The organism is Kocuria sp. HSID17590, assembly GCF_003989485.1.
GTDB lineage: Bacteria > Actinomycetota > Actinomycetes > Actinomycetales > Micrococcaceae > Kocuria > Kocuria salsicia.
In genome coordinates this window covers 40,998-61,158 of sequence record NZ_RBMB01000022.1, presented here as the reverse complement: position 1 = coordinate 61,158, position 20,161 = coordinate 40,998, and the positions used below count along the sequence as shown (strand labels likewise).

Annotated in this window: 22 protein-coding genes; 17 read left to right on the top strand and 5 right to left on the bottom strand. The window is 71.4% G+C overall.

Translation table 11 applies throughout. The features are described 5' to 3' along the window. Positions 1-1,177: alpha/beta hydrolase (locus D8M39_RS09230; RefSeq protein WP_126874869.1), on the top strand; the 1,177-nt coding region annotated here is incomplete at its 5' end. A 67-nt stretch (positions 1,178-1,244) separates the two neighbouring features. Here D8M39_RS09230 and D8M39_RS09225 read toward each other — a convergent pair. Beyond that, positions 1,245-1,808 (bottom strand): hypothetical protein, encoded by a 564-nt coding sequence (locus tag D8M39_RS09225; RefSeq protein WP_012399294.1) that lies wholly within the window; start codon positions 1,806-1,808, stop codon positions 1,245-1,247. Positions 1,809-2,061: 253 nt separating this feature from the next. Between D8M39_RS09225 and D8M39_RS09220 the strand changes: the two genes are divergently transcribed. Both D8M39_RS09220 and D8M39_RS09215 read left to right on the top strand, forming a co-directional pair. Next, positions 2,062-2,724, top strand: a complete 663-nt coding sequence (locus D8M39_RS09220) for a CDP-alcohol phosphatidyltransferase family protein (RefSeq protein ID WP_055082955.1) — start codon at positions 2,062-2,064, stop codon at positions 2,722-2,724. Between the two features lie 6 nt (positions 2,725-2,730). After that, the gene (locus tag D8M39_RS09215; RefSeq protein WP_055082957.1) at positions 2,731-3,726 is read left to right on the top strand and encodes a phosphatidate cytidylyltransferase; all 996 of its coding nucleotides are present in this window, start codon (positions 2,731-2,733) and stop codon (positions 3,724-3,726) included. Positions 3,727-3,959: 233 nt separating this feature from the next. Here D8M39_RS09215 and D8M39_RS09210 read toward each other — a convergent pair whose 3' ends face one another. Continuing rightward, positions 3,960-4,433: an Hsp20/alpha crystallin family protein gene (locus tag D8M39_RS09210; RefSeq protein WP_041297440.1), complete on the bottom strand. Its 474-nt coding sequence runs from the start codon at positions 4,431-4,433 to the stop codon at positions 3,960-3,962. Positions 4,434-4,737: 304 nt separating this feature from the next. Between D8M39_RS09210 and D8M39_RS09205 the strand changes: the two genes are divergently transcribed. Both D8M39_RS09205 and D8M39_RS09200 read left to right on the top strand, forming a co-directional pair. Beyond that, the gene (locus tag D8M39_RS09205) at positions 4,738-5,157 is read left to right on the top strand and encodes a ChaB family protein (protein ID WP_055082959.1); all 420 of its coding nucleotides are present in this window, start codon (positions 4,738-4,740) and stop codon (positions 5,155-5,157) included. Positions 5,158-5,318: 161 nt separating this feature from the next. Beyond that, the gene (locus D8M39_RS09200) at positions 5,319-5,807 is read left to right on the top strand and encodes a hypothetical protein (RefSeq protein ID WP_055082961.1); all 489 of its coding nucleotides are present in this window, start codon (positions 5,319-5,321) and stop codon (positions 5,805-5,807) included. A gap of 147 nt (positions 5,808-5,954) precedes the next feature. Here D8M39_RS09200 and D8M39_RS09195 read toward each other — a convergent pair whose 3' ends face one another. Continuing rightward, positions 5,955-6,434, bottom strand: a complete 480-nt coding sequence (locus D8M39_RS09195) for a GNAT family N-acetyltransferase (RefSeq protein WP_055082963.1) — start codon at positions 6,432-6,434, stop codon at positions 5,955-5,957. 61 nt (positions 6,435-6,495) lie between these two features. Here D8M39_RS09195 and D8M39_RS09190 point away from each other — a divergent pair, with 61 nt between their 5' ends. The 4 genes from D8M39_RS09190 to D8M39_RS09175 all read left to right on the top strand — a co-directional run bounded on the left by D8M39_RS09190 (position 6,496) and on the right by D8M39_RS09175 (position 10,800). After that, positions 6,496-7,458 carry a 1-phosphofructokinase family hexose kinase gene (locus D8M39_RS09190; protein WP_012399287.1) on the top strand — a complete coding sequence of 321 codons (963 nt, stop codon included), beginning with the start codon at positions 6,496-6,498 and terminating at the stop codon, positions 7,456-7,458. Positions 7,459-7,498: 40 nt separating this feature from the next. Beyond that, on the top strand, positions 7,499-8,383 hold the full coding sequence (surE, locus tag D8M39_RS09185; RefSeq protein ID WP_055082973.1) for a 5'/3'-nucleotidase SurE: 885 nt from the start codon (positions 7,499-7,501) through the stop codon (positions 8,381-8,383). 168 nt (positions 8,384-8,551) lie between these two features. Beyond that, the gene (locus tag D8M39_RS09180; RefSeq protein WP_126874868.1) at positions 8,552-10,219 is read left to right on the top strand and encodes an MFS transporter; all 1,668 of its coding nucleotides are present in this window, start codon (positions 8,552-8,554) and stop codon (positions 10,217-10,219) included. Between the two features lie 353 nt (positions 10,220-10,572). After that, positions 10,573-10,800, top strand: a complete 228-nt coding sequence (locus D8M39_RS09175; RefSeq protein ID WP_232300215.1) for a hypothetical protein — start codon at positions 10,573-10,575, stop codon at positions 10,798-10,800. On the opposite strand, the gene D8M39_RS09170 is transcribed toward D8M39_RS09175, so the two are convergent. Continuing rightward, on the bottom strand, positions 10,797-11,282 hold the full coding sequence (locus D8M39_RS09170) for an NUDIX domain-containing protein (RefSeq protein WP_126874867.1): 486 nt from the start codon (positions 11,280-11,282) through the stop codon (positions 10,797-10,799). The two genes, D8M39_RS09175 and D8M39_RS09170, sit on opposite strands and share 4 nt — an antisense overlap. 23 nt (positions 11,283-11,305) lie before the next feature. On the opposite strand from D8M39_RS09170, the gene D8M39_RS09165 reads away from it, so the two are divergent. From D8M39_RS09165 to D8M39_RS09140, 6 genes are all read left to right on the top strand, one after another. Then, positions 11,306-12,319, top strand: coding sequence for a nitronate monooxygenase family protein (locus D8M39_RS09165; RefSeq protein ID WP_055081983.1), 1,014 nt, complete (start codon positions 11,306-11,308; stop codon positions 12,317-12,319). 98 nt (positions 12,320-12,417) lie between these two features. Continuing rightward, positions 12,418-12,927, top strand: a complete 510-nt coding sequence (locus tag D8M39_RS09160; RefSeq protein ID WP_055081985.1) for a TetR/AcrR family transcriptional regulator — start codon at positions 12,418-12,420, stop codon at positions 12,925-12,927. After that, positions 12,924-13,286 (top strand): multidrug efflux SMR transporter, encoded by a 363-nt coding sequence (locus tag D8M39_RS09155; protein WP_055081987.1) that lies wholly within the window; start codon positions 12,924-12,926, stop codon positions 13,284-13,286. The genes D8M39_RS09160 and D8M39_RS09155 overlap by 4 nt, the downstream gene beginning before the upstream one ends. After that, positions 13,283-13,612 carry a multidrug efflux SMR transporter gene (locus D8M39_RS09150; protein WP_055081988.1) on the top strand — a complete coding sequence of 110 codons (330 nt, stop codon included), beginning with the start codon at positions 13,283-13,285 and terminating at the stop codon, positions 13,610-13,612. Before D8M39_RS09155 ends, D8M39_RS09150 begins: the two co-directional genes overlap by 4 nt. A 64-nt stretch (positions 13,613-13,676) precedes the next feature. After that, on the top strand, positions 13,677-14,717 hold the full coding sequence (locus D8M39_RS09145) for a Dyp-type peroxidase (RefSeq protein ID WP_094393327.1): 1,041 nt from the start codon (positions 13,677-13,679) through the stop codon (positions 14,715-14,717). Between the two features lie 2 nt (positions 14,718-14,719). Then, positions 14,720-15,520: a family 1 encapsulin nanocompartment shell protein gene (locus D8M39_RS09140; protein ID WP_055083032.1), complete on the top strand. Its 801-nt coding sequence runs from the start codon at positions 14,720-14,722 to the stop codon at positions 15,518-15,520. A gap of 70 nt (positions 15,521-15,590) precedes the next feature. Here the strand turns inward: D8M39_RS09140 and D8M39_RS09135 are convergent, their stop codons facing one another. Beyond that, the gene (locus D8M39_RS09135; protein WP_126874866.1) at positions 15,591-17,477 is read right to left on the bottom strand and encodes an FAD-binding monooxygenase; all 1,887 of its coding nucleotides are present in this window, start codon (positions 17,475-17,477) and stop codon (positions 15,591-15,593) included. Positions 17,478-17,882: 405 nt separating this feature from the next. Here D8M39_RS09135 and D8M39_RS09130 point away from each other — a divergent pair, with 405 nt between their 5' ends. After that, complete coding sequence (locus tag D8M39_RS09130; RefSeq protein ID WP_126874865.1) at positions 17,883-19,415, top strand: fumarylacetoacetate hydrolase family protein; 1,533 nt, start codon at positions 17,883-17,885, stop codon at positions 19,413-19,415. A 45-nt stretch (positions 19,416-19,460) separates the two neighbouring features. After that, the gene (locus tag D8M39_RS09125) at positions 19,461-20,150 is read left to right on the top strand and encodes a GntR family transcriptional regulator (protein WP_083482341.1); all 690 of its coding nucleotides are present in this window, start codon (positions 19,461-19,463) and stop codon (positions 20,148-20,150) included. Positions 20,151-20,161: the final 11 nt, after the last annotated feature.

Sequence of the window (20,161 nt, the reverse complement as noted above, 5' to 3'; positions counted from 1 at the left end):
CCGCCCCGCGCAGCGCACCGGACCCGCCGTAGCCGCCCCGGTGGCTGCGGCGACCGTCGGCGCGGCAGCCCACCACGCGGCGTCGGGCGCGGACTCACCGCGCGGCGAGGAGCCCGCGGCCGACACCCGCACCGAGACCGAGCGGCACCGCGCTCAGCGGCACGGCCGCCACGCCGCGGCCCCCACGGGGAACGACGCCGTGGAGCAGGACGCGGACCCCGACCCGGAACCCCGTGCGACGGCCGAGCCGGTCCTGGCGGAGGTTGCGGAGCCGACGCCGGACGTGGTCCTGGTCCCGGCGGACCCCGCGCTGCGGGTGACCGACCAGGGGCTGCGGGTGCTGCCCAACGTGTGGGAGTCCGAGGAGAAGCTGCTGGCCTCCCTCGCCCGGCCCCGTGAGGAGGCCGCACCGCACCGGTCCATGCACAGGCGCGTGGAGTTCCAGAAGGTCATGGTGGCCGGACGGCCGGTGGTCGTCGCCCGCCCACGGACCCCGCTCGCGGACGCCCCCGTGGTGGTCCACTGGCACGGCGGCGCGTACGTGCACCCCGTGACCACCACGCACTGGCGGTGGATCGACGCGCTGATCCAGCGCACCGGGGCCACCGTGGTGGTGCCGGGCTACGGGCTCGCCCCGGACCACACGGTGGACGAGGCGCTGGCCCTGGCCGACGGCGTGTGGGACCTGGCGCACGGCCTCGGGCCGCGGGTGTTCCTCTCCGGCGACTCGGCCGGTGGCGGCCTGGCGGTCGCTCAGGCCATGCGGCTGCGCGATGCGGGGATGGGTGCGCCTGCCGGGCTGATCCTGATCTCCCCGTGGGTGGACGCGACCGTGAGCAACCCGGAGATCGAGCAGTACCGCTCTGTGGACCACATGCTGGACACCGAGGGCCCGCGCGCCGCGGCCCGCTGGTGGGCGGGCACCCGTGAGGTCACGGATCCCGCGGTGAGCCCCGCGTTCGGGGACGTCCACGGGCTGCCGCGCACGTTCGTGCTGCAGGGGGACCGGGACATGCTCTACCCGGACACCATGGAGTTCGTCACGGACCTGGTCCGCGCAGGCGTGGACACCACCACCGTGGTGTGCGAGGGCGGGCCCCACGTGTACGCGCTGATGGTGTGGTCCGAGCGCGCCACCGAGGACCTCGACCGCGTGGTGCGCTGGATGGGCCGCTGAGCGTCCCTCGCGCCGGCTCGACGGGCCCCGGGTGCCGACCGTTGCGGTCGGTGTCCGGGGCCCGTTCTCAGTCCCTGCCCACCGTGCGGAAGTACCACGCGTAGAACGCGGTCCATCCGGTGCCGAAGATCGCCCACCGCACCCGCTCGGGGGCGTGCGGCCAGAGCCGGCCGTGCAGGGCGGAGATCCCGCCGACCGCGGCCGTGACCACCACGAAGCGCGGGGTCCGCGCGGGCACGGACCACGCGAGGAACCGGGGCAGCGGGTCTCCGCGCAGTCCGGCGGTGCGGGCGTAGAGCTTGTAGGGGGTGCCCCGCAGCGGGCCCAGGAGCACGGCCGTGAACCCCCGCGCGGCCATCTCCCGCTCCACGCGCTCGACCATGGCGGGGGAGACCGCGGGGATCCGGGCGAGCATCCTGGCGGAGTCGTCCCCGGTGGCACGCGCGCCCCAGCGGTGCACCACGGCGCCGCCCACCAGCGCGCCCGCGGTGGCCGACGCCGCGCCCGTGAGCCCGCGGGGCAGGTTCCGGAGGGCGACCGCGGAGAGCCACACGTCCGGGACCACGAAGAACGCAGTGGCCTCGGCGAACCCCCACAGCCCGGCTACGGCGTGGTCACGCAGCGCGCTCACCGTGCTCCTCCGCTCCGGGGGCGCGCACGGTGCGTCACGGCGGCTCCCGGGACGGCGCGCGGCCCGTCTCCGCAGGTCAGCCGTGCCTGGCGCGAGGGCCAAGGTGGTGCGGGCTCTTCAAAGGTGCTGCTGTGCACGGTGGTCTCCCGGTGGGATCGAGGTGGCGCGGTTGTGGACATCCAACCACCACGGGCCCGCGGGTGTGCCACTGTTGGCGCAGATCCACAGTCCCCACGGCCCGAGGAGACGCCGCATGGCCACCACCGATCCCCTGCGCAGGCCCATCCCGCAGCGTTCCGCCGGGTGGGCCACCGCCATCGCGGGTGCCCTGCAGCGCGCGGGCCTGCGCCCCAACCACATCTCGGTGGCCTCGGTGCTCGTCTCCCTGGTGGGCTGCGGGTGCCTGGTGGTCTCGGTCCACGCGGACGATGCCGCCCGCGCCCTCTCTCTCGTCCTCGCCGCGCTCTGCATCCCCCTGCGTCTGCTGTGCAACATGTTCGACGGGATGCTCGCCGTGGAGGGCGGGCTTCGCACCCCCACGGGGGAGCTCTACAACGAGGTGCCGGACCGGATCTCGGACCTGGCGCTGCTCGCGGGGGCCGGCTGGGCGGCGTCGTCCGTAGCGGGCGGTGCAGCCCTTGGGTGGCTGGCTGGGAGCCTCGCGGTGCTCACCGCTTACGTGCGCACCCTGGGTGTGAGCGCGGGGTGCGCGCAGCAGTTCGGCGGGGTGCTGCCCAAGCAGCGGCGCATGTGGCTGCTCATGGCAGGGATCCTGCTGAGCGTCACCGAGCCGTGGTGGGGGTGGCCGCGCGGGACCGTCCTGTGGGTCACGCTCGTGCTCGTGGTGCTGGGGTGCGCGCTGACCGTGGCCACCCGGCTGCGGGCCGTGGCGCGCGAACTGCGGGAGAAGGGGTAGGCCGTCATGGTGATCGGACTGCTGGGCGGGCCCACGTGGTGGTTCCTCTCCGGACTGCTGGGGTTCCTGGTGCTGGCCACCGTGGTGGCGGAGCTGATGTACCGGCGCACGGCGTCGGAGGGGCTGCGAGCCACGCTGCTGAACGTGCGGCAGCGGATCTTCGCGTGGTGGATCATGGTGGCGGTGCTCGTGGGCAGCCTGGCGCTGGGGGAGACCGCCGTGGTGCTGCTGTTCCTCGCCCTGTCCCTGCTGGCCCTGCGGGAGTTCGCCAACCTGCTGCCGCCCGGGGAGCGGGACCACCGGGTGCTGACGTGGATCCTGGTGGTCCTGGCCCCGCTGCACTTCTGGTTCGTGTGGGAGCACTGGTACGGGATGTTCGCCATCTTCATCCCGGTGTACGCGTTCCTGTTCCTGCCCGTGCTGCTCGCGCTGTCCGGGCGCACGGAGTCCTTCCTGCACCGGGCCGCCCTGAGCCAGTGGGGTCTCATGGTGTGCGTCTACGCCCTGAGCTACCTCCCGGCCGTGCTGCAGCTGCCCGTGGCCATCCATCACGGCAAGGCCGCGGCGGACGGTTCCGCCGTGGGGTCTGGTGGCGTGGAGGCGGGGGCACTGCTGCTGTTCCTCGCGGTGGTGGTGCAGGGCTCGGACGTCCTGCAGTACCTCTGGGGCAAGACCATGGGCCGGCACCGGATCGCGCCCACCGTGAGTCCCAACAAGACGTGGGAGGGCTTCGTGGGCGGGGTCCTCTCCGCCACGGCCCTGGGCGCCGCGCTGTGGTGGCTGACCCCGTTCACCCCGTGGCAGGCCGGGGTGCTGGCCCTGGTCTCCTGCCTGCTGGGCTTCCTGGGCGGGCTCGTGATGAGCAGCCTCAAACGGGACCGCGGCATCAAGGACTTCGGCGCCCTCATCCCGGGTCACGGCGGGATCCTGGACCGGATGGACTCCCTGATCTTCGCGGCACCGGTGTTCTTCCACCTCACCCGGTTCTTCTTCGCGGGCTGAGCCGCGCACCACCGCGCACCGCCGCACAGCATGGGCGACGCCGCGCGCGCCGTCGCGGGCGGTCCCGGAGGAGGACCGGACATCGCGACGCCGCGTCGGCGGCTCCTCACGCGGTGGGGCGGACGCTACGGGGCCCCGTGCGTGGAATCCCCGTCGGGCATGCACGAGGGCCCGCGGGAGATCCCGCGGGCCCTCGTGGCTCACTCAGTGCATCCCGGGTGATGCCGGGGCGCTCAGCTCTCCGAGTCCTCGGAGGACTCGGTCTTCTGCTCCTGCTGGCCGTTCTCCAGCACCACGCTGTCCTGGTTCTGGCCCGTGGCCACCTGGATCTTGCGCGGCTGGGACTTAGGGGACACGGGGATGGTCACGGTGAGCACGCCGTTGTCGTACGCGGCGGTGATGTTCTCCGTGTCGATGCCCTGGCCCAGGTTCAGCTGGCGGACGAAGGAGTGGTTGCGGCGCTCGCGCACGATCCACTTGGTGTCCTTCTCCGCGGAGGGCAGGCGGCGCTGCGCGCGGATGGTCAGCAGCTGGCCGTCCACGTCCACGTCCACGCTGGTGGGGTCGATGCCCGGGAGGTCTGCGGCGAGGTAGTAGTTGGAGCCCCGGCGGAACAGGTCCATGGGCATCTGCTCCAGGCCGTTGCGGGTGGAGAGGACCTGGTTGGCGAAGTTCTGGACCTCGGTGAACGGATCGAAAGTAGCCATGACAGTCATTCCTTCCGTGTGCGTGACCTCCGTGGAGCGCTCGGCCGCTGGTGTCCGGATCCGGCGCTGTCACGTTTCTTGAGTCCCACTGACTCAACTACGAAGAATATAGCACTCGGTACAGCAGAGTGCCAAGGGTTCCGGCACCTATCTTGAGCGGACCATGCTCAAGGCGAGCGGCGGTGCTTCCACGGACCCTCGCCCGGCCGTCTCGGGAGGTGACGGGCCCGAAAGGGTGGGGCGGGCGGCGTCGTCGTTCCTAGAATCGAAGCACCGGAGACATCCCCGACAGCAGGAGGACACCGTGCCGAAGGCGAAGAAGAACGGCCGCGCGCGGCAGGACGAGATTCCGTCCACGCTGCGCCGCTCCGACGAGAAGGCGCAGGACACGTTCGCGCAGGCGTACGACTCCGCACAGGAGGAGTACCAGGAGGAGTCCCGCGCGGCCCGCACGGCGTGGGCCGCGGTGAAGCACACCCACGAGAAGGTGGGGGGCCACTGGGAGCCCAAGGAGGAGAACGGCCCGTCGGACGCCAGCGCGGAAAAGGGTGGGTCCAACGAGGAGGACACCGCCGGCGGCGTGGACGCGAACGCCTCCAAGGAGCACCTCTACGAGATCGCCCAGGAGCTGGACGTCCAGGGCCGTTCGGGCATGACCAAGGACGAGCTGGTGGAGGCCATCGGGAAGGCGAACGACAAGAGGACGCGGGAGGCGCGGGACTGAGGTGACGCGAAGCGTGAACTCCGGTTCCCGTGCATCGGGACCATCTCCCCTCAGCTCGAACCAAGGGTTTTCTCGGCAGTCATCGGTGTCGCGCCCCGCAGTACGCTTCACGAAGGGCCCGGTACGAGCTCTACTCCCACGTCTTTGTTGATGAGTCCAAAGTGGGCGGCTACTACGTGGCGGCAAGTGCGGTTGCCGCCGGAGACGTGAACCGCGCCCGAAAGGCTGTTCGGTCCTTGGCGCTGCCTGGTCCGAAGAGGATCCATTTCACCGATGAACGCGATGACCGCCGCAAGAAGCTGCTGAAGGAGTTCTCCGCCCTCGACACCGTGGTGAACGTGTACGTGGCGCGAGGGCTCAGAGACAAGGAAGCCAGGCCGCTGTGTCTGGGGGCCCTCGCGCGAGATGCTGCGGCCAGCGGCGCGGACCACTTGAGCGTGGAAAAGGACGAGTCTTCGTATGCCCACGACAAGAAGATCATCGGGCAGGCGCTCCAGTCCTCCGAGAACCGACCGCGCTACGACTTTCCCAGGGCGCACGAAGAGACACTGCTCTGGGTGTCCGATGCCGTGGCGTGGTGCTACCAGAAGCGTGGCCGCTGGACGGGATTGGCCGCTCCGCTGGTGGCTGACGTGGTGGAGCTGACCTGACCTGTTATAAGCGCGAGCCAGGCTCGTCGAACGGTGCGGATGACTGCCTGGCCTACTTCTCGGAGCTGGTGCTCCTCGCGAGTCCCACTATGGCCACCCCCGGGTCGGACGTCACGCCCTTGAGCGGCCACACGGGCCACCTCCGCCCTAGAGCACCCGCCCCAGGAACACCGAAGCGGTGGTGTCCCGGTGGAAGGACTCCACCGGTTCGTAGCCGCGGTTGCGGAACATCGCGATGCCCTCGGTCATCTCGGGGTTCAGGGAGACCACCGCGGTGCTGGCGCCGAAGGAGCGCACCTTGTTCTCGAGCGCCCGGACCAGGGTGCGGGCGTGGCCCCGGCCGCGGTGCTCCGGCGCCACCCAGATCCGGCGCAGCTCTACCCGGTCGTCGTCGATCCTGCGGACCGCGCCGCACGCGATCACCTCGCCCGTGACCAGGTCGGTCATCAGGAAGAAGTCCCCGTGGGGCGGGGTGACGTCCTCGGGGCCGGTCACCTCGGTGAGCTCGGGGTCGAACCCGCCGTCGATGCGGTGGTCGAGCTCGCTGAAGTACGCGCCCAGGGCCGCCAGGGTGTGCTCGCTGGCGGCCTGGCCCTCCACGATGCGGACCGGTGCGGTGGAATTCATCCCACCATGGTGGCACCTCGGTGTGCTGTTCACCAGGGACCGCGTGCGGTAGCTTTCGTGCGTGACCGATACCCGTTCCGGCGCCGCACCGCGCCTCTCCGTCCTGGTGCCCACCCCGCTGCTGATCACGGAGATCACGGAGCCCGCCGCGTACCGCAACCGCAGCGCCCACGAGTCGGACGTGCACATGCACCCGGGCGGGCAGGGGCTGTGGGTGGCCCGCATGGCCGGTTCCCTGGGCGCGGACGTCTCGGTGAACGGGCCGTTCGGCGGTGAGCTGGGCACCCTGATCCGTTCCATGCTGGACGGGCTCGGCATGCAGGTCAACGCCGTGCGCTACGGGTACGGCAACGGCGGCTACGTGTACGACCTGCGCGGGGAGGACCGGGAGACCGTGGCCCACATGCCGCCGCCAGAGCTCTCCCGCCACGAGCTGGACGATCTCTACGGCACGGCGTTCGTGGACGCCCTGGCCTCGGACGTCCTCACGGTCACGGGCGCGGAGCCCGGGGACGTGGTGCCGGCCTCCTTCTTCGGACGTCTCATCCGGGACACCCGGGACGCCGGGACCACCGTGGTCGCGGACCTCAGCGGCGCCCCGGCCCTGGCCGCGGTGGCCGCGCACGTGGACGTGCTCAAGATCAGCCACGAGGAGGTCCGGGACCTGGACCTCGGCTCGGACGACACCCCCGAGTCCCTCGTGGATGCCGGGCGGGCGCTCGTGGAGCGGGGCGCGGGCGCCGTCGTCGTCTCGCGCGCCAAGGACCCGGCGCTGCTCGTGGAGCAGGACTCCGTGCGGGAGGTCTGCGCGCCGTCCATCACGCCGCTGGACCACCGCGGGGCCGGGGACTCGATGACCGCCGGGATCTCCGTGGGGCTGGCGCGCGGGCTGGACCTGGTGGACGCCGTGGCGCTCGGTGCCTCTGCCGGGGCGCTCAACGTGGCCCGGCGCGGACTGGGCACGGGCAACCGCACCACCGTCGAGAAGTTCGCCCGTCAGATCACGGTGCGCCGGATCTCCTGAGCCCTGGCCCGGGTGCGTGACGCGTGCCACGATGGTGGACATGCACATCCTGGTGACCAACGACGACGGCATCTCGTCCCCGGGGCTGGCGGTCCTGGCGAGGGCGGCGCTGGAGCGGGGGCACACCGTGAAGGTGGCGGCGCCGGCGGAGGAGTACTCGGGTGCCAGCGCGTCCCTGTCCGGCGAGGAGGTCGACGGGAAGATCGCCCTGGTCCCCGCCAGCCCGCCGGAGATGCCCGAGGACGTGGAATGCGTGGGGGTGAAGGCCGCCCCCGCGCTGATCGCGTTCCTGGCCTCCTACGGCGCCTTCGGGCAGCGCCCGGACATGATCCTCTCCGGCGTGAACCTGGGGGCGAACACGGGCAAGGCCACCCTGCACTCGGGCACCGTGGGTGCGGTGCTCACGGGCGCGTCCCACGGGATTCCGGGGATCGCGGTGTCCATCACCTCCGGTGCCCCCCAGCACTGGGACACGGCCCTGCTGGTTACCCGCTACGCCCTGGAGCGCTGGGAGCAGCGCCCGTTCGACGAGTGGATTCTCAACGTCAACGTCCCGGACGTGTCCCCGGATCGGCTGCGCGGGCTCAAGCCCGCCCGGCTCGCGAGCTTCGGCGCGGTCCAGGCGCAGATCGGGCGCGGGGACGAGAAGCACATCGCGGTGACCTACAGCGCGGAGACCGGTCCGGAGGAACCCGAGAGCGACCACTACCTCCTCACCCACGGCTGGGCCACCGCCACCCTGCTGCGCGCCCCCGTGGACGATCCCACCCAGGACACCCACGCCGTGCCGCGCCAGGAGCTGGGGATCGCGGGGCCCACCCCGTTCTGGGACGTCACCCTCCCGGGCCTCACGGACGACGACGCCGCCGCACCCGGTCCCGGCGACGTCACCGTGGACTCCGCCACGGTCATGCGCCGGACCTGACGTCCCGCCTCCCGTGAGCGGTAGGCACACGACGATCACGACGTCCGCCACCGGTCTCTGCACGTTCACACGGTGAGCGGATAGTCTTCCCGCGAGAACACTCGCCCGTCCCAGCCGGCCACCGGCCGGGGCCAGGGTGGGAGCGGACCCCCTGCGGAGGGCGTGAGCATGGCATCGACACCAGCGACGGACACGCACCCCAGTGGCGTCGCCACCGCGGACGCCCCGAGCCGCAGGGACTGGGTGGCCCTCGGGGCGCTCGCCGCCGGGCTCGGGATGATCGTGCTGGACGGCACGATCGTGGGGGTCGCCCTGCCCGCGATCATCCAGGACCTGGGGCTGAACCTCACGGACGCGCAGTGGGTCAACAGCCTCTACGCGGTGCTGCTCGCGGCGCTGCTGCTGTCCACGGGCAAGCTCGCGGACCGCTGGGGACGCAAGACCATGTTCATGGTGGGGCTCGTGGTCTTCGCCGGGGGCAGTCTGCTGGCGGCCCTGTCCGGCACGGCGGGGGCGCTCATCGCGTCCCGCGCGGTGCAGGCGCTCGGCGCGGCGTTCATCATGCCGTCCACGCTGTCCACGGTGAACGCGCTGTTCCGCGGGAAGTACCGCGGCCCGGCGTTCGGCGTGTGGGGCGCGGTGATGTCCGGCGCGGCGGCGATCGGCCCGCTGGTGGGCGGCGCGCTGACCCACTGGGCGTCGTGGCACTGGATCTTCCTGGTGAACCTGCCGCTCGCAGCGATCATCGCGGTGGTGGGGTGGAGCAGCATCACCAACACCCGCAGCGACGTGCGCGAACGCGGTGCGGACGTGGACGGTGCCATACTCAGCGCCATTGCGTTCGGCGCGCTGGTGTTCGCGATCATCGAGGGCCCGGCCATAGGCTGGCTCACCCCCACGGCGGACTTCTCGATCTTCGGGTGGGTGTGGCCCGCCACGGCGCCGGTGTCCATCGTGGCGAGCGCGCTGGTGGTGGGGTTCGTGGCGCTCGCCCTGTTCGTGGTGTGGGAGCGCCACCGCGCGAAGGTGCGCCGCTCGGCGCTGCTGGACCTCGGTCTCTTCCAGGTGCGCACGTTCTCGTGGGGCAACCTGGCCGCCGCCATGGTGGCCGTGGGCGAGTTCGCGATCATCTTCGTGCTGCCCCTGTACCTCACCAACGTGCTGGGCCTGAACATCATGCAGTCCGGGCTGGTGCTCGCGGCCATGGCCATCGGCGCGTTCATCTCGGGTGCGTCCGCCCGGCACCTCGCCGCGAAGTTCGGGGCGCCCGGGACCGTGCTGATCGGCCTGGGGCTCGAGGTGGTGGGCGTGGTGGTGCTCGCCCTGGTCATGGGCCCGGGCACCGCCGCGTGGCTCGTGGCGCTGCCACTCGTGGTCTACGGCGTGGGCCTCGGGCTCGCGTCCGCGCAGCTGACCGGCACCGTGCTGCGGGACGTGCCCGTGGCGTCGTCGGGGCAGGCCTCCGCGACGCAGAGCACCGTCCGCCAGATCGGCTCGGCGCTGGGCACGGCGTTCGCGGGCGCGGCGCTGTCCGTGTCCATGAGCCTCACCCTGCCCGCCGCCCTGGACGCCACCGGGCTCGACGCCGCCCAGGCGGACCAGCTCGCGGAGACTACCCGCCAGTCCGCGGGCGGCGTGATCCCGCAGCTGCAGGCGCAGGCGGAGCAGCACCCCCTCGGGCCGGAGACGCAGCACGTGATCGACGCCCTCTCCACCGGCTTCATGCACGCCACCCAGTGGGCTCTCGTGATCGCCACCGGGTTCATCCTGCTCGGCTTCCTGGGCGCGCTGCAGGTCCGCCGGGCGGCGCGGCGGGACGATACGCCCGCGGCCTGATCGACTCTCGCGCGCCGCTTCCGAAGCCGCTGGCGCCGTCCAGCCGACGACGCCGCACGGCCGGCCCCATGCGTCGTCTCACCCCGGTCGCACGGCGGGGGAAAGTGGCCGAACGGTCATTGCCCGGGCCCGCCCGGTCTGAAACGGTGGGAGACCGGGAGATTCCAGGTGCAGCAACCGGAGCAGGTGAGACGGCAATGCCCACGAGCGAACCGAACGCCTTCGAGGCACGCCATGGCGGACGGAGGTCCGCGAAAGGCGCACCAGTGGGCGACTCGGGCGAGTCCCAGCCCCGGCGGCAGGAGATCCTGAGGGCGGATCCGTACTATCCCCACACAGCGTGGCGGACGGTTATGACGTGGCTGCTCTACTTCTTCGTCTTCCTGGGGTTCGCGGCACTCCTCACCATGATCGTTCCGGACCTCCAGTTCGGGTGGTATTACGTGGCATACACCGCCGTGTTTGCCACGGTCGGCACGGCCATTCAGATCGTGAACCGCAAGGCTCGCGTGCGGATGCTGGAGAACTCGGACCAGATCTCGCGTGCGCACGCGACCCGGGCCACCCCGGGGATCAGCTAGCTCTGCGTCCCCCGCACCGTCGGCAGCGCGTACCAGCGGGCCAGGGGCGCCAGATCCGGCACGTCCTCCACACCGTCCAGGGGCTGCCACCGCAGCTCCTCGATCTCCGCGGCCGGCACCGGGGTCTGCGTCAGCGCCACGGTGCTCATGAACACGTGGCTGTGCAGCCCGTGACCGGGTTCGTTGGCGGCGTCGCTGTGCCACTCGCCCACCGGCACGAGGTCCGCCGGGGGCAGTTCGATCCCCAGTTCCTCGCGCACCTCGCGGATCCCGGTCTCCTCGGGGGTCTCGCCCGCCTCCGGTTTCCCGCCGGGGAACATGAACATGCTGGTCCCGCGCTTGCGCACGGTCAGCACGCAGCCGTCCGAGGCGCGGCGCAGGACCACGCCGGTGACCTTGATGACGGGGCGGGCGGCGTCGTCGTTCCCGGAGGGGGAGGAGGACGGAACGGGGGCCTGGCGGGGATCATGGGATGCGGACACGCCTGCCAGTGTAAGGAGACGCCATGACCAACCCCCTGACCATCCTGCCCGTGCCCGTGGTGCAGGCGCCCATGGCGGGCGGGCCGTCCACGCCCGCGCTCGTGGTGGCCGTTGCGCGCGCCGGCGGGCTGGGCATGCTCGCCGCCGGGTACAAGAGCACTGAGGCGATGGCGGAGGAGGTCCGCGAGGTTGCGGCGCACACGGACCGCTTCGGCGTGAACCTGTTCGTCCCCGAGCAGGACCCGTCGGACCCCGCGGCGCTCGCCGCCTACGCCCGCGCCCTGGCGCCGGTGGCCGCCGAGCTGGGCGTGCCCGCCCCGGAGCCGGGCGAGTACGTGGACGACGAGTACCCCGCGAAACTCGCGCACCTCACGGCCCACCCCGTCCCACTCGTCTCGTTCACGTTCGGCCTGCCCACCGCGGACGACGTCGCCCGGTTGAGGAACGCGGGCAGCGCCGTCGTGCTCAACGCGACGTCTGCGGAGGAGGTGGCGGCAGCGGCCCGGCTGCGCCCGGACGCAATCGTGGTGCAGGGCCTCGAGGCGGGAGGGCACCGCGCAACCCACGGGCAGGCAGGGCAGCCGGAGGAGATCACCACGGCCGCTCTCCTCGACGCCGCACGGGAGCTGACCGACCTTCCCCTCGTCGCCGCGGGCGGGATCGCGGGCCGGGACGACGCCGCCGCCCTCCTCGCGCGGGGTGCTGCGGCCGTGCAGGTGGGCACGCTGTTCCTCACCGCGGTGGAGGCCGGCACCAAGCCCGCTCACCGGGAGGCCCTGCTGGGCGGCACCCACACGGAGACCGTGGTGACCCGCGCGTTCTCCGGGCGGGCGGCCCGAGCGCTGCGCAACGGCTTCACGGACCGGATGGCGGCGCACGAGGTGACCGGCTACCCCCAGGTGCACTACATGACCGCACCGCTGCGGGCGGCGTCGTCCTCGGACCCCGAGGGGCTGAACCTGTGGGCGGGCACGGGCGCGGCGGCCTGCCGGGAGACCAGGGCGGCGGAGGTCGTGGAGCTGTTCCGGGGGCTGTGAACGGGTCTCAGCACACGCCGATCGACCGTCTGCGCCATCTGACCTGACTGAACGCCGCGTGAACTTTTACCTACCATACGTATGGTAGGCTCACCGCTGTGACAACCAAGACCGAGATCCTGGACAGCGCGCTGGAGGTGCTGCGCTCCGGGGGCACCCTCACCATCGATGCCGTGGCCCGTGCCGTCGGCATCACCAAACCGGGGGTGGTGCACCACTTCCCCACCAAGGAGACCCTCACCGTGGCCGTCACGGAGCACCTCCTGGACGGCTGGGAGGAGGAGCTCGCGGCCCGCGCCGGGGACCGGACGGAACCCGTGGACCGACTGCGCGCCTACGTGGAGCTCACCCTGCTGGGGGAGATGGACGTCGCGGACGTGGCCCTCGTGGCGGACCTGCGCCTGCGGGAGAAGCTCGCGGCACTGTGGTCCGCGCGGATGTCCTCGTGGTTCGGGGAGCTGGACGCACCGGCCCTCGTGGCCGCCCGGCTGATGGCGGACGGGGCGTGGATCGACCGCTCACTGGGACTGCTGGACCTGGACGCCTCCCGCCGCTCGGCGGTGGCAGGCGTCGCGCTGGAGCTGATCGAGAAGGAAGTGGGCCGATGAAGAAGTGGCTGTACCTGGTGGCCGCGATTGTGCTGGAGGTCTCCGGCTCGCTCTCGCTCAAGGCCGCCATGGACGCACCACAGTTCCACGTGATCGTGGTGCTGGGATACCTCGGGGCGTTCGTGGGGCTGTTCGCGGCCCTGCGCAACGGCATGAGTCTGGGCGTGGGGTACGGGATCTGGGGTGCCACCGGGGTGGCCGCCACGGCCGTGCTGTCCCTGGTGATCTTCAACGAGCCCATCACCCCGGTCATAGGTCTGGGCATCGTGCTGGTGATCGCCGGTGTCCTCACGGTGGAGCTCGGCTCCCAGCTGGCCCTCAAGAAGCAGAACACCCTCACCACGAAGGAGATCCGATGACCGCCCTCGCCGCTCTGTCCCTGGCCTCGGCCATCCTGTGCGAGGTCGTCGGCACCGTGTCCCTCCGCCTGGCCAGTGCGGGCCGGAAGGTCTGGTGGGTGGGTGCCACCGTGGGCTACGTCCTGGCGTTCTGGCTTCTGGCCGTGGTGCTGAGCCATGGTGTCCCGCTGGGTGTGGCGTACGGGATCTGGTCCGCCATGGGAGTGGCGATCACAGCCGTCATCAGCCGCGTGTTCTTCAAGGAACCGCTCACCTGGCTCATGTGCCTGGGGCTCGCGCTGATCGTGGGGGGCGTGCTGTGCATCGACTTCGGGGCCATGCACTGAGCAACCCCGGGGGATAGTGTGGACGCACAGGCCTGAGACGGCAGCCCCCACCCACGGAGACACCATGCCCACCCAGAAGATCGTGGCCTCACCGGCCAAAGCGGCCCTGTTCCTGGTCCTCACCGTCAACGAGGGCGCCGAGGCCGAGGTGGCGGACGTGCTCACGGAGGTCTCGGACCTCACCAAGGCCGTCTCTTTCCGCGTGCCCACCAGCAACCTGCTGTGCGTGGTGGGCGTGGGCCACGACGCCTGGGGGCGGCTCTTCGATGCGCCCCTTCCCAGGGACCTCCACCCGTTCCGCGAGTTCCACGGGGACGTGCACTCCGCACCGGCGACCCCCGGCGACCTGCTCATCCACCTGCGGGCGGGCACGCAGGACGTGTGCTTCGAGCTGGCCAAGCACCTCATGACGCGCCTGGGCCCGCACGTGCACGTGGAGGACGAGGTGCACGGCTTCAAGTTCTTCGAGGAGCGGGACCTGCTGGGCTTCGTGGACGGCACCGCCAACCCGGAGGGCGAGGACGCCTGCACCGCCGCCCTGGTGGGGGACGAGGACCCCGACTACCGCGGCGGCAGCTACGTGCTGGTGCAGAAGTACCTGCACGACATGACCGCGTGGGAGGCGCTGTCCGTGGGTGAGCAGGAGCGGGTGATCGGGCGCTCCAAGCTCGAGGACATCGAGATGTCCGACGCGCAGAAGCCCGCCAACTCGCACGTGGCCCTCAACGACCTCGACCCCGTGGACGGCCGCAAGCGCGAGATCGTGCGCGACAACATGCCCTTCGGTCGGGTGGGTTCCGCCGAGTTCGGCACGTACTTCATCGGCTACGCCGCGGACCCCGCGGTCACCGAGACCATGCTGGAGAACATGGTGGTGGGGGACCCGCCGGGCACCTACGACCGCATCCTGGACTTCTCCACGGCCATGACGGGCGGGCTGTTCTTCGCGCCGCCGCGCTCCTTCCTGGACGACCCCTCCACCGTCGCGGCCCGCCCCTCGGCCACCGCGGAGACCACCCCGAACGACGGCACCGCCCCAGTTGCCGCCCCCGCCGACGGCTCGCTGGGTATCGGCAGCCTCAAGAACACCGAGTCAAGGAGTTGAGCATGAACAACCTGCACCGGGACCTCGCACCGATCTCCTCCGCCGCCTGGGCGGACATGGGCGACGAGGCCCGCCGAACCTTCGCGGCCCGTGCCGCGGCCCGCCGCACGGTGGACATGCCGGAACCGGCCGGCGCCGAGTTCTCCGCCCTGGGCACGGGGCACGTGAGCCGCGTGGCCGCGGACACCCCCGGCGTGGAGGCCCTGCAGCGCCACGTGGTGCGCGTGGTGGAGCTGCGCGCGCCGTTCACGCTCAAGCGCTCTGACATCGACGACGTGGAGCGCGGCGCGGCGGACCCGGACTGGCAGCCCGTCAAGGACGCCGCCGTGGCGCTCGCGTCCGCCGAGGACCGCACGGTGTTCTACGGCTCGGACTCCACCGGGATCCAGGGCATCGCCCCGGCCAGTGACAACGAGCGGCTGAGCCTGCCCCAGGACGTGCGCGAGTTCCCCAACGCCGTGGCCAAGGCCAAGACCGAGCTGCGCCTTGCGGGGGTGGCGGGTCCCTACAACCTGCTGCTGCCGGCGGAGCTCTACACCGAGGTCACGGAGACCACCGACCACGGCTACCCCGTGCACGAGCACGTCTCCCGCATCCTGGGTGAGGGCTTGATCATCTGGGCCCCCGCGCTCGACGACGCACTGCTGGTCTCCGCGCGCGGTGGCGACTACGAGCTGCACCTGGGCCAGGACGCCGCGATCGGGTACACGTCCCACACCGCGGAGACCGTGGAGCTCTACCTGCGCGAGACCCTGACCTTCCGGGTCAACACCTCGGAGGCCAGCGTGGTCATCTCCCGCTGACGGGCCACCCGCCACGCACGACGCCGCCGCGCCCTCCCTGGGGAGGGCGCGGCGGCGTCGTGTCCGGGTCTCAGTCCCTGCGGAGGAACCCGCTGAAGAACTCCGCGAGCTCGGCGGTGGCGTCCAGCGGCAGGACTGCGGCCACGTAGTGGTCCGGGCGGACCACCACCACGGCGCCGTCACGGCTGATGGTGCGCTGCTCGAAGATGTCGTTGCCGGGGATCGCGGCGCACACGCGCTCCCAGTAGTTCAGCTCGAACGGGCCCACCTGCGGCTTGAAGGCGCGCGGGACGGCGTTGATGTCCACCTGGTCGTAGGGCTGCTGGTAGGTGACGTCCACGTCGAACAGGGTGGCCTCGCCGTCGCCCTCGCGGCGGAACGCCACGAGCGGGGAGGTGGGGTCGTTGTGCAGCCACTGCGCGAACGCGGTGGTGGGGGAGTCCGCCCCGGCCACGGCGGCGTCGGCGTACACGTGGATGCGCCAGCGCCCGTCCGCGGTGGCCTCGTGGCCCTGGTGCACCACCATGGCGTCGCACACGCGCTGGACCTCGGCGGACTTGAAACGCTTGCCCACCGGGAAGCCCTTGGCGAGGTCCTGGTGCTCGGTGCCCGCCACGATCAGCGAGGGCTGGTACTCGGTCATGAACCCGGCCGGGAACTCGGCCGTCTTCACGTAGAACTCCTCCAGGTACTTGGGGTCCGGGAGCTTGTCCTGCGGTGTGGCCATGAGCGTGGACCACTCGCGGTCGAAGTCGATGAGGTTCTTGGCGATCACCTGCCGCTCCTCGGAGTAGGTGTCCAGGAGGGAGGCGTCCGCGCGGCCCGAGAGCACCGCGCCGAGCTTCCAGCCCAGGTTCCAGCCGTCCTGCATGGACACGTTCATGCCCTGGCCGGCCTTCGCGGAGTGGGTGTGGCAGGCGTCCCCGGCAATGAACACGCGGGGGCAGCGGGTGCCGCGGTCCTCGGTGTCGACGTCGTCGAAGTGGTCCGTGAGGCGGTGGCCCACCTCGTACACGGAGGACCACGCCACGGACTTCACGTCCACGCTGAAGGGGTGGATGATCTGGTTGGCCCGGCGGATGACCTCCTCCACGGGGGTCTTGCGGATCTCGTGGTTGTCGTCCTCGGGCACCTCGCCCAGGTCCACGTACATGCGGAACAGCAGGCCGCCCTCGCGGGGGATCAGCAGGATGGAGCCGCTCACGGAGTTGATCGCGCACTTGGTGCGGATGTCCGGGAAGTCGGTGTTGGCCAGCACGTCCATGACGCCCCACGCGTGGTTGGCGCCCTGGCCCTCGAGCTTGCGGCCGATGGACTTGCGCACCCGTGAGGCCGCGCCGTCGCAGCCGAACACGTACTTGGCGCGCACGGTGCGCTCTTCGCCCTCGCGGGGTCCGGCGGCGTAGCGCACGGTCACGGCTACGGGATGCTCGTGGTCCTGGTTGATCTCCAGGCCCACGAACTCGATGCCGTAGTCCGGCTCGATCTTCCCGGGGCCGCGCCTGGCGGAGCGCAGGAAGTAGTCCATCACGCGCGCCTGGTTCACGATCATGTGCGGGAACTCGGAGACGCCGTGGGGGTCGTCCGCGGGGCGGCCCGTGCGCACGATGTTCTGCGGGTTGGTGGGGTCCGGGTTCCAGAAGCACATCTCGCGGAGCATGAACGCCTCCTGGATGATCTCCTGGGCGAAGCCGAAAGACTGGAAGGTCTCCACGCTGCGGGCCTGGATGCCGTCCGCCTGGCCGATCTCCAGGCGGCCCGGGCGGCGCTCGATCAGCCGGGTGCTCACCTCCGGGTACTGGGACAGCTGGGCCGCGGCGATCACACCGGCCGGGCCGGAGCCCACGATGAGCACGTCCATGGTGTCCGGGAGGTCCTCCGGGCGGTCGATCCCGTGACCGCGCGCCTCCTCGATCCGGGGATCCTCGGAGACGTATCCGTTCTGGTGAAAGAGCATGCCTTCTCCTGCGTTCTGCGATGGGGTGGGCCGGCAGGCCCTGCCCGGGAGGAGCCACGTTGCTCACTCCGCGGGGAGTCAATGGAGTTCAGGGTGTAATCCAGATCATATACGATGTGTGGCCGGGGTAACAGGGGTCACGGCGCCCGGCACGACGCCGCTCCGTCCTCATCCTCGGAGGGGCCGGCTTCCGACCGGGTTCCGCGGCGCGTCGACCCTGGTCTCGCGGGCCCCACCGGGGAGAACGGTGGATGCTTGTCGCAGCGCTCGGGGTCCACGAGGGTTTGCCTGCGGGACTTTCCTGGCTTCCCCGCGCACAATGGTGTGAGCGGGGCCACTTGCCCACCCCCTCGGGATAATATACGATTTCGAATAACATTCTGATGATCCGAGGAGGCCCTCGCCGTGACCGAGAACCCGCAGAACGCTCAGAACCCGTCCGTCGGAGCCGGTGAGGTGCAGCCCGTCCCGGTGCGGCCCGGCAAGATCATCGCCGTGCACGTGGCCTACGAGTCCCGCGCCGCCCAGCGCGGCCGCAAGCCCGCGGTGCCTTCCTACTTCCTCAAGCCCGCGAGCTCCCTGGCCGGGTCCGGTGCCGCCGTGGAGCGCCCCGCCGGGACCGAGCTGCTGGCCTTCGAGGGGGAGATTGCCCTGGTGATCGGCTCGCCCGCCCGCAACGTGTCCCTCGAGGACGCCTGGAACCATGTGGCGGCGGTCACAGCCGCGAACGACTGGGGCCTCTACGACCTGCGCGCCGCGGACAAGGGCTCCAACCTGCGCAACAAGGGCCGGGACGGCTACACCTCCCTGGGACCCTCGCTCATCGACGCCCGCGAGGTCTCGCCGGAGCAGCTGCGCGTGCGCACGTGGCTCAACGGCCAGGTGGTCCAGGAGGACAACACGGCCCCCGAGAACATGATCTTCCCGCTCGCCCAGTTCGTGGCGGACCTCTCCCAGCACGTGACCCTGGAGGAGGGGGACGTGATCCTCACGGGCACCCCCGCCGGTTCCTCCGTCGCGCAGCCCGGGGACGTCGTGGAGGTGGAGGTGGACGCGCCGACCGCGGCCGGAGCGCCGTCGTCCGGCCGCCTGCTCAGCCGCGTGACCGAGGGCCAAGAGCGCTTCGACGAGGGCCTGGGTGCGATGCCCGCCGTGAACGACACCCAGCGCGAGGAGGCGTGGGGCTCGCGCGAGTCCGCGGGCCTGCCCGAACAGGGGGCGGAGCACGCGCTGAGCCCCGCCCTGCGCGCGAAACTCGACAAGGCCCCCACCGCGGGGCTCTCCGCCCAGCTGCGCAAGCGCGGGCTGAACAACGTGGTGGTCGCGGACGTCTTCCCGCAGACCCCCGGCACCAAGCTGGTGGGCACCGCCAAGACCCTGCGCTTCGTGCCCAACCGCGAGGACCTCTTCAAGGCCCACGGCGGTGGCTACAACGCCCAGAAACGAGCGTTCGACGCCGTGGGCGAGGGCGAGGTGATCGTGATCGAGGCGCGCGGGGAGACTGGTTCCGCGACCCTCGGTGACGTCCTCGCGCTGCGCGCCCGCCACAACGGCGCGGCCGGTGTGGTCACGGACGGCGGCGTGCGGGACTACGCCGCGGTGCAGGAGATCGGGCTGCCCGTGTTCTGCAAGGGCCCCAACCCGGCCGTGCTCGGCCGGCGGCACGTGCCGTGGGAGTCGGACGTGGCCGTGGCCTGCGGCAACGTCACGGTGCTCCCGGGTGACGTGGTCGTGGGGGACGACGACGGCGTCGTCGTGATCCCGCGCGAGCTCGCCGAGGAGGTGGCCCAGGACGCCCTGGCCAAGGAGCACGAGGACGCCTGGGTGGCCGAACGCGTGGCAGAGGGGCACCCGGTGGACGGGCTGTTCCCGCCCACCGGCGAGTGGAAGCAGAAGTTCCAGCAGTGGCTCGCCGAGAACCCGCTGCCCTCCGAGTGACCCGCGCCTGACCCCCGAGACCCCCCGAACCGAACCGAGGACCACATGCCCCTGACCGCGAACGCCGCACCCTCCAAGGCGCAGCGCGCGTACGACTGGATCAAGGCCCAGATCATGTCCCAGGCGTTCTCCCCGGGCTACCGCCTGGTGCTCGCGAGCATCGCCGAGACGCTGAGCATGTCCGTGGTGCCGGTGCGCGAGGCCATCCGGCGGCTCGAGGCCGAGGGCCTGGTGACGTTCGAGCGCAACGTGGGCGCACGGGTGTCCATGGTCAACGGCGAGCAGTACACCTACAGCATGGAGACCCTCGCGGTGCTGGAGGGCGCGGCCACCGCACTGTCCGCGGCGCACATCACCGCCGAGGACCTCGCCCACGCGCGGGAGCTCAACGCCTCCATGGAGGCCTCGCTGAAGAACTTCGACCCGCAGACGTTCACGGAGACCAACCACGAGTTCCACCGCGTGCTCGCGTGCCGGTGCCCCAACGAGCGCCTCAACGACCTGGTCACGGTGGAGTGGGAACGCCTCAACCACCTGCGGACCTCCACGTTCTCGTTCGTCCCGGAGCGCGCCCGTGCCTCGGTGAACGAGCACCACCACATCCTCCACCTCATCGAGACCCACGCCCCGGCGGACGCCGTGGAGCGTGCCGTCCGCCAGCACCGCGCCGCGACCCTTGCCAGCTACCTCAGCAGCCGCGAGGACCGTGGTGCGGCGCAGCGGCGCACCGCGTGAGACAACCCACC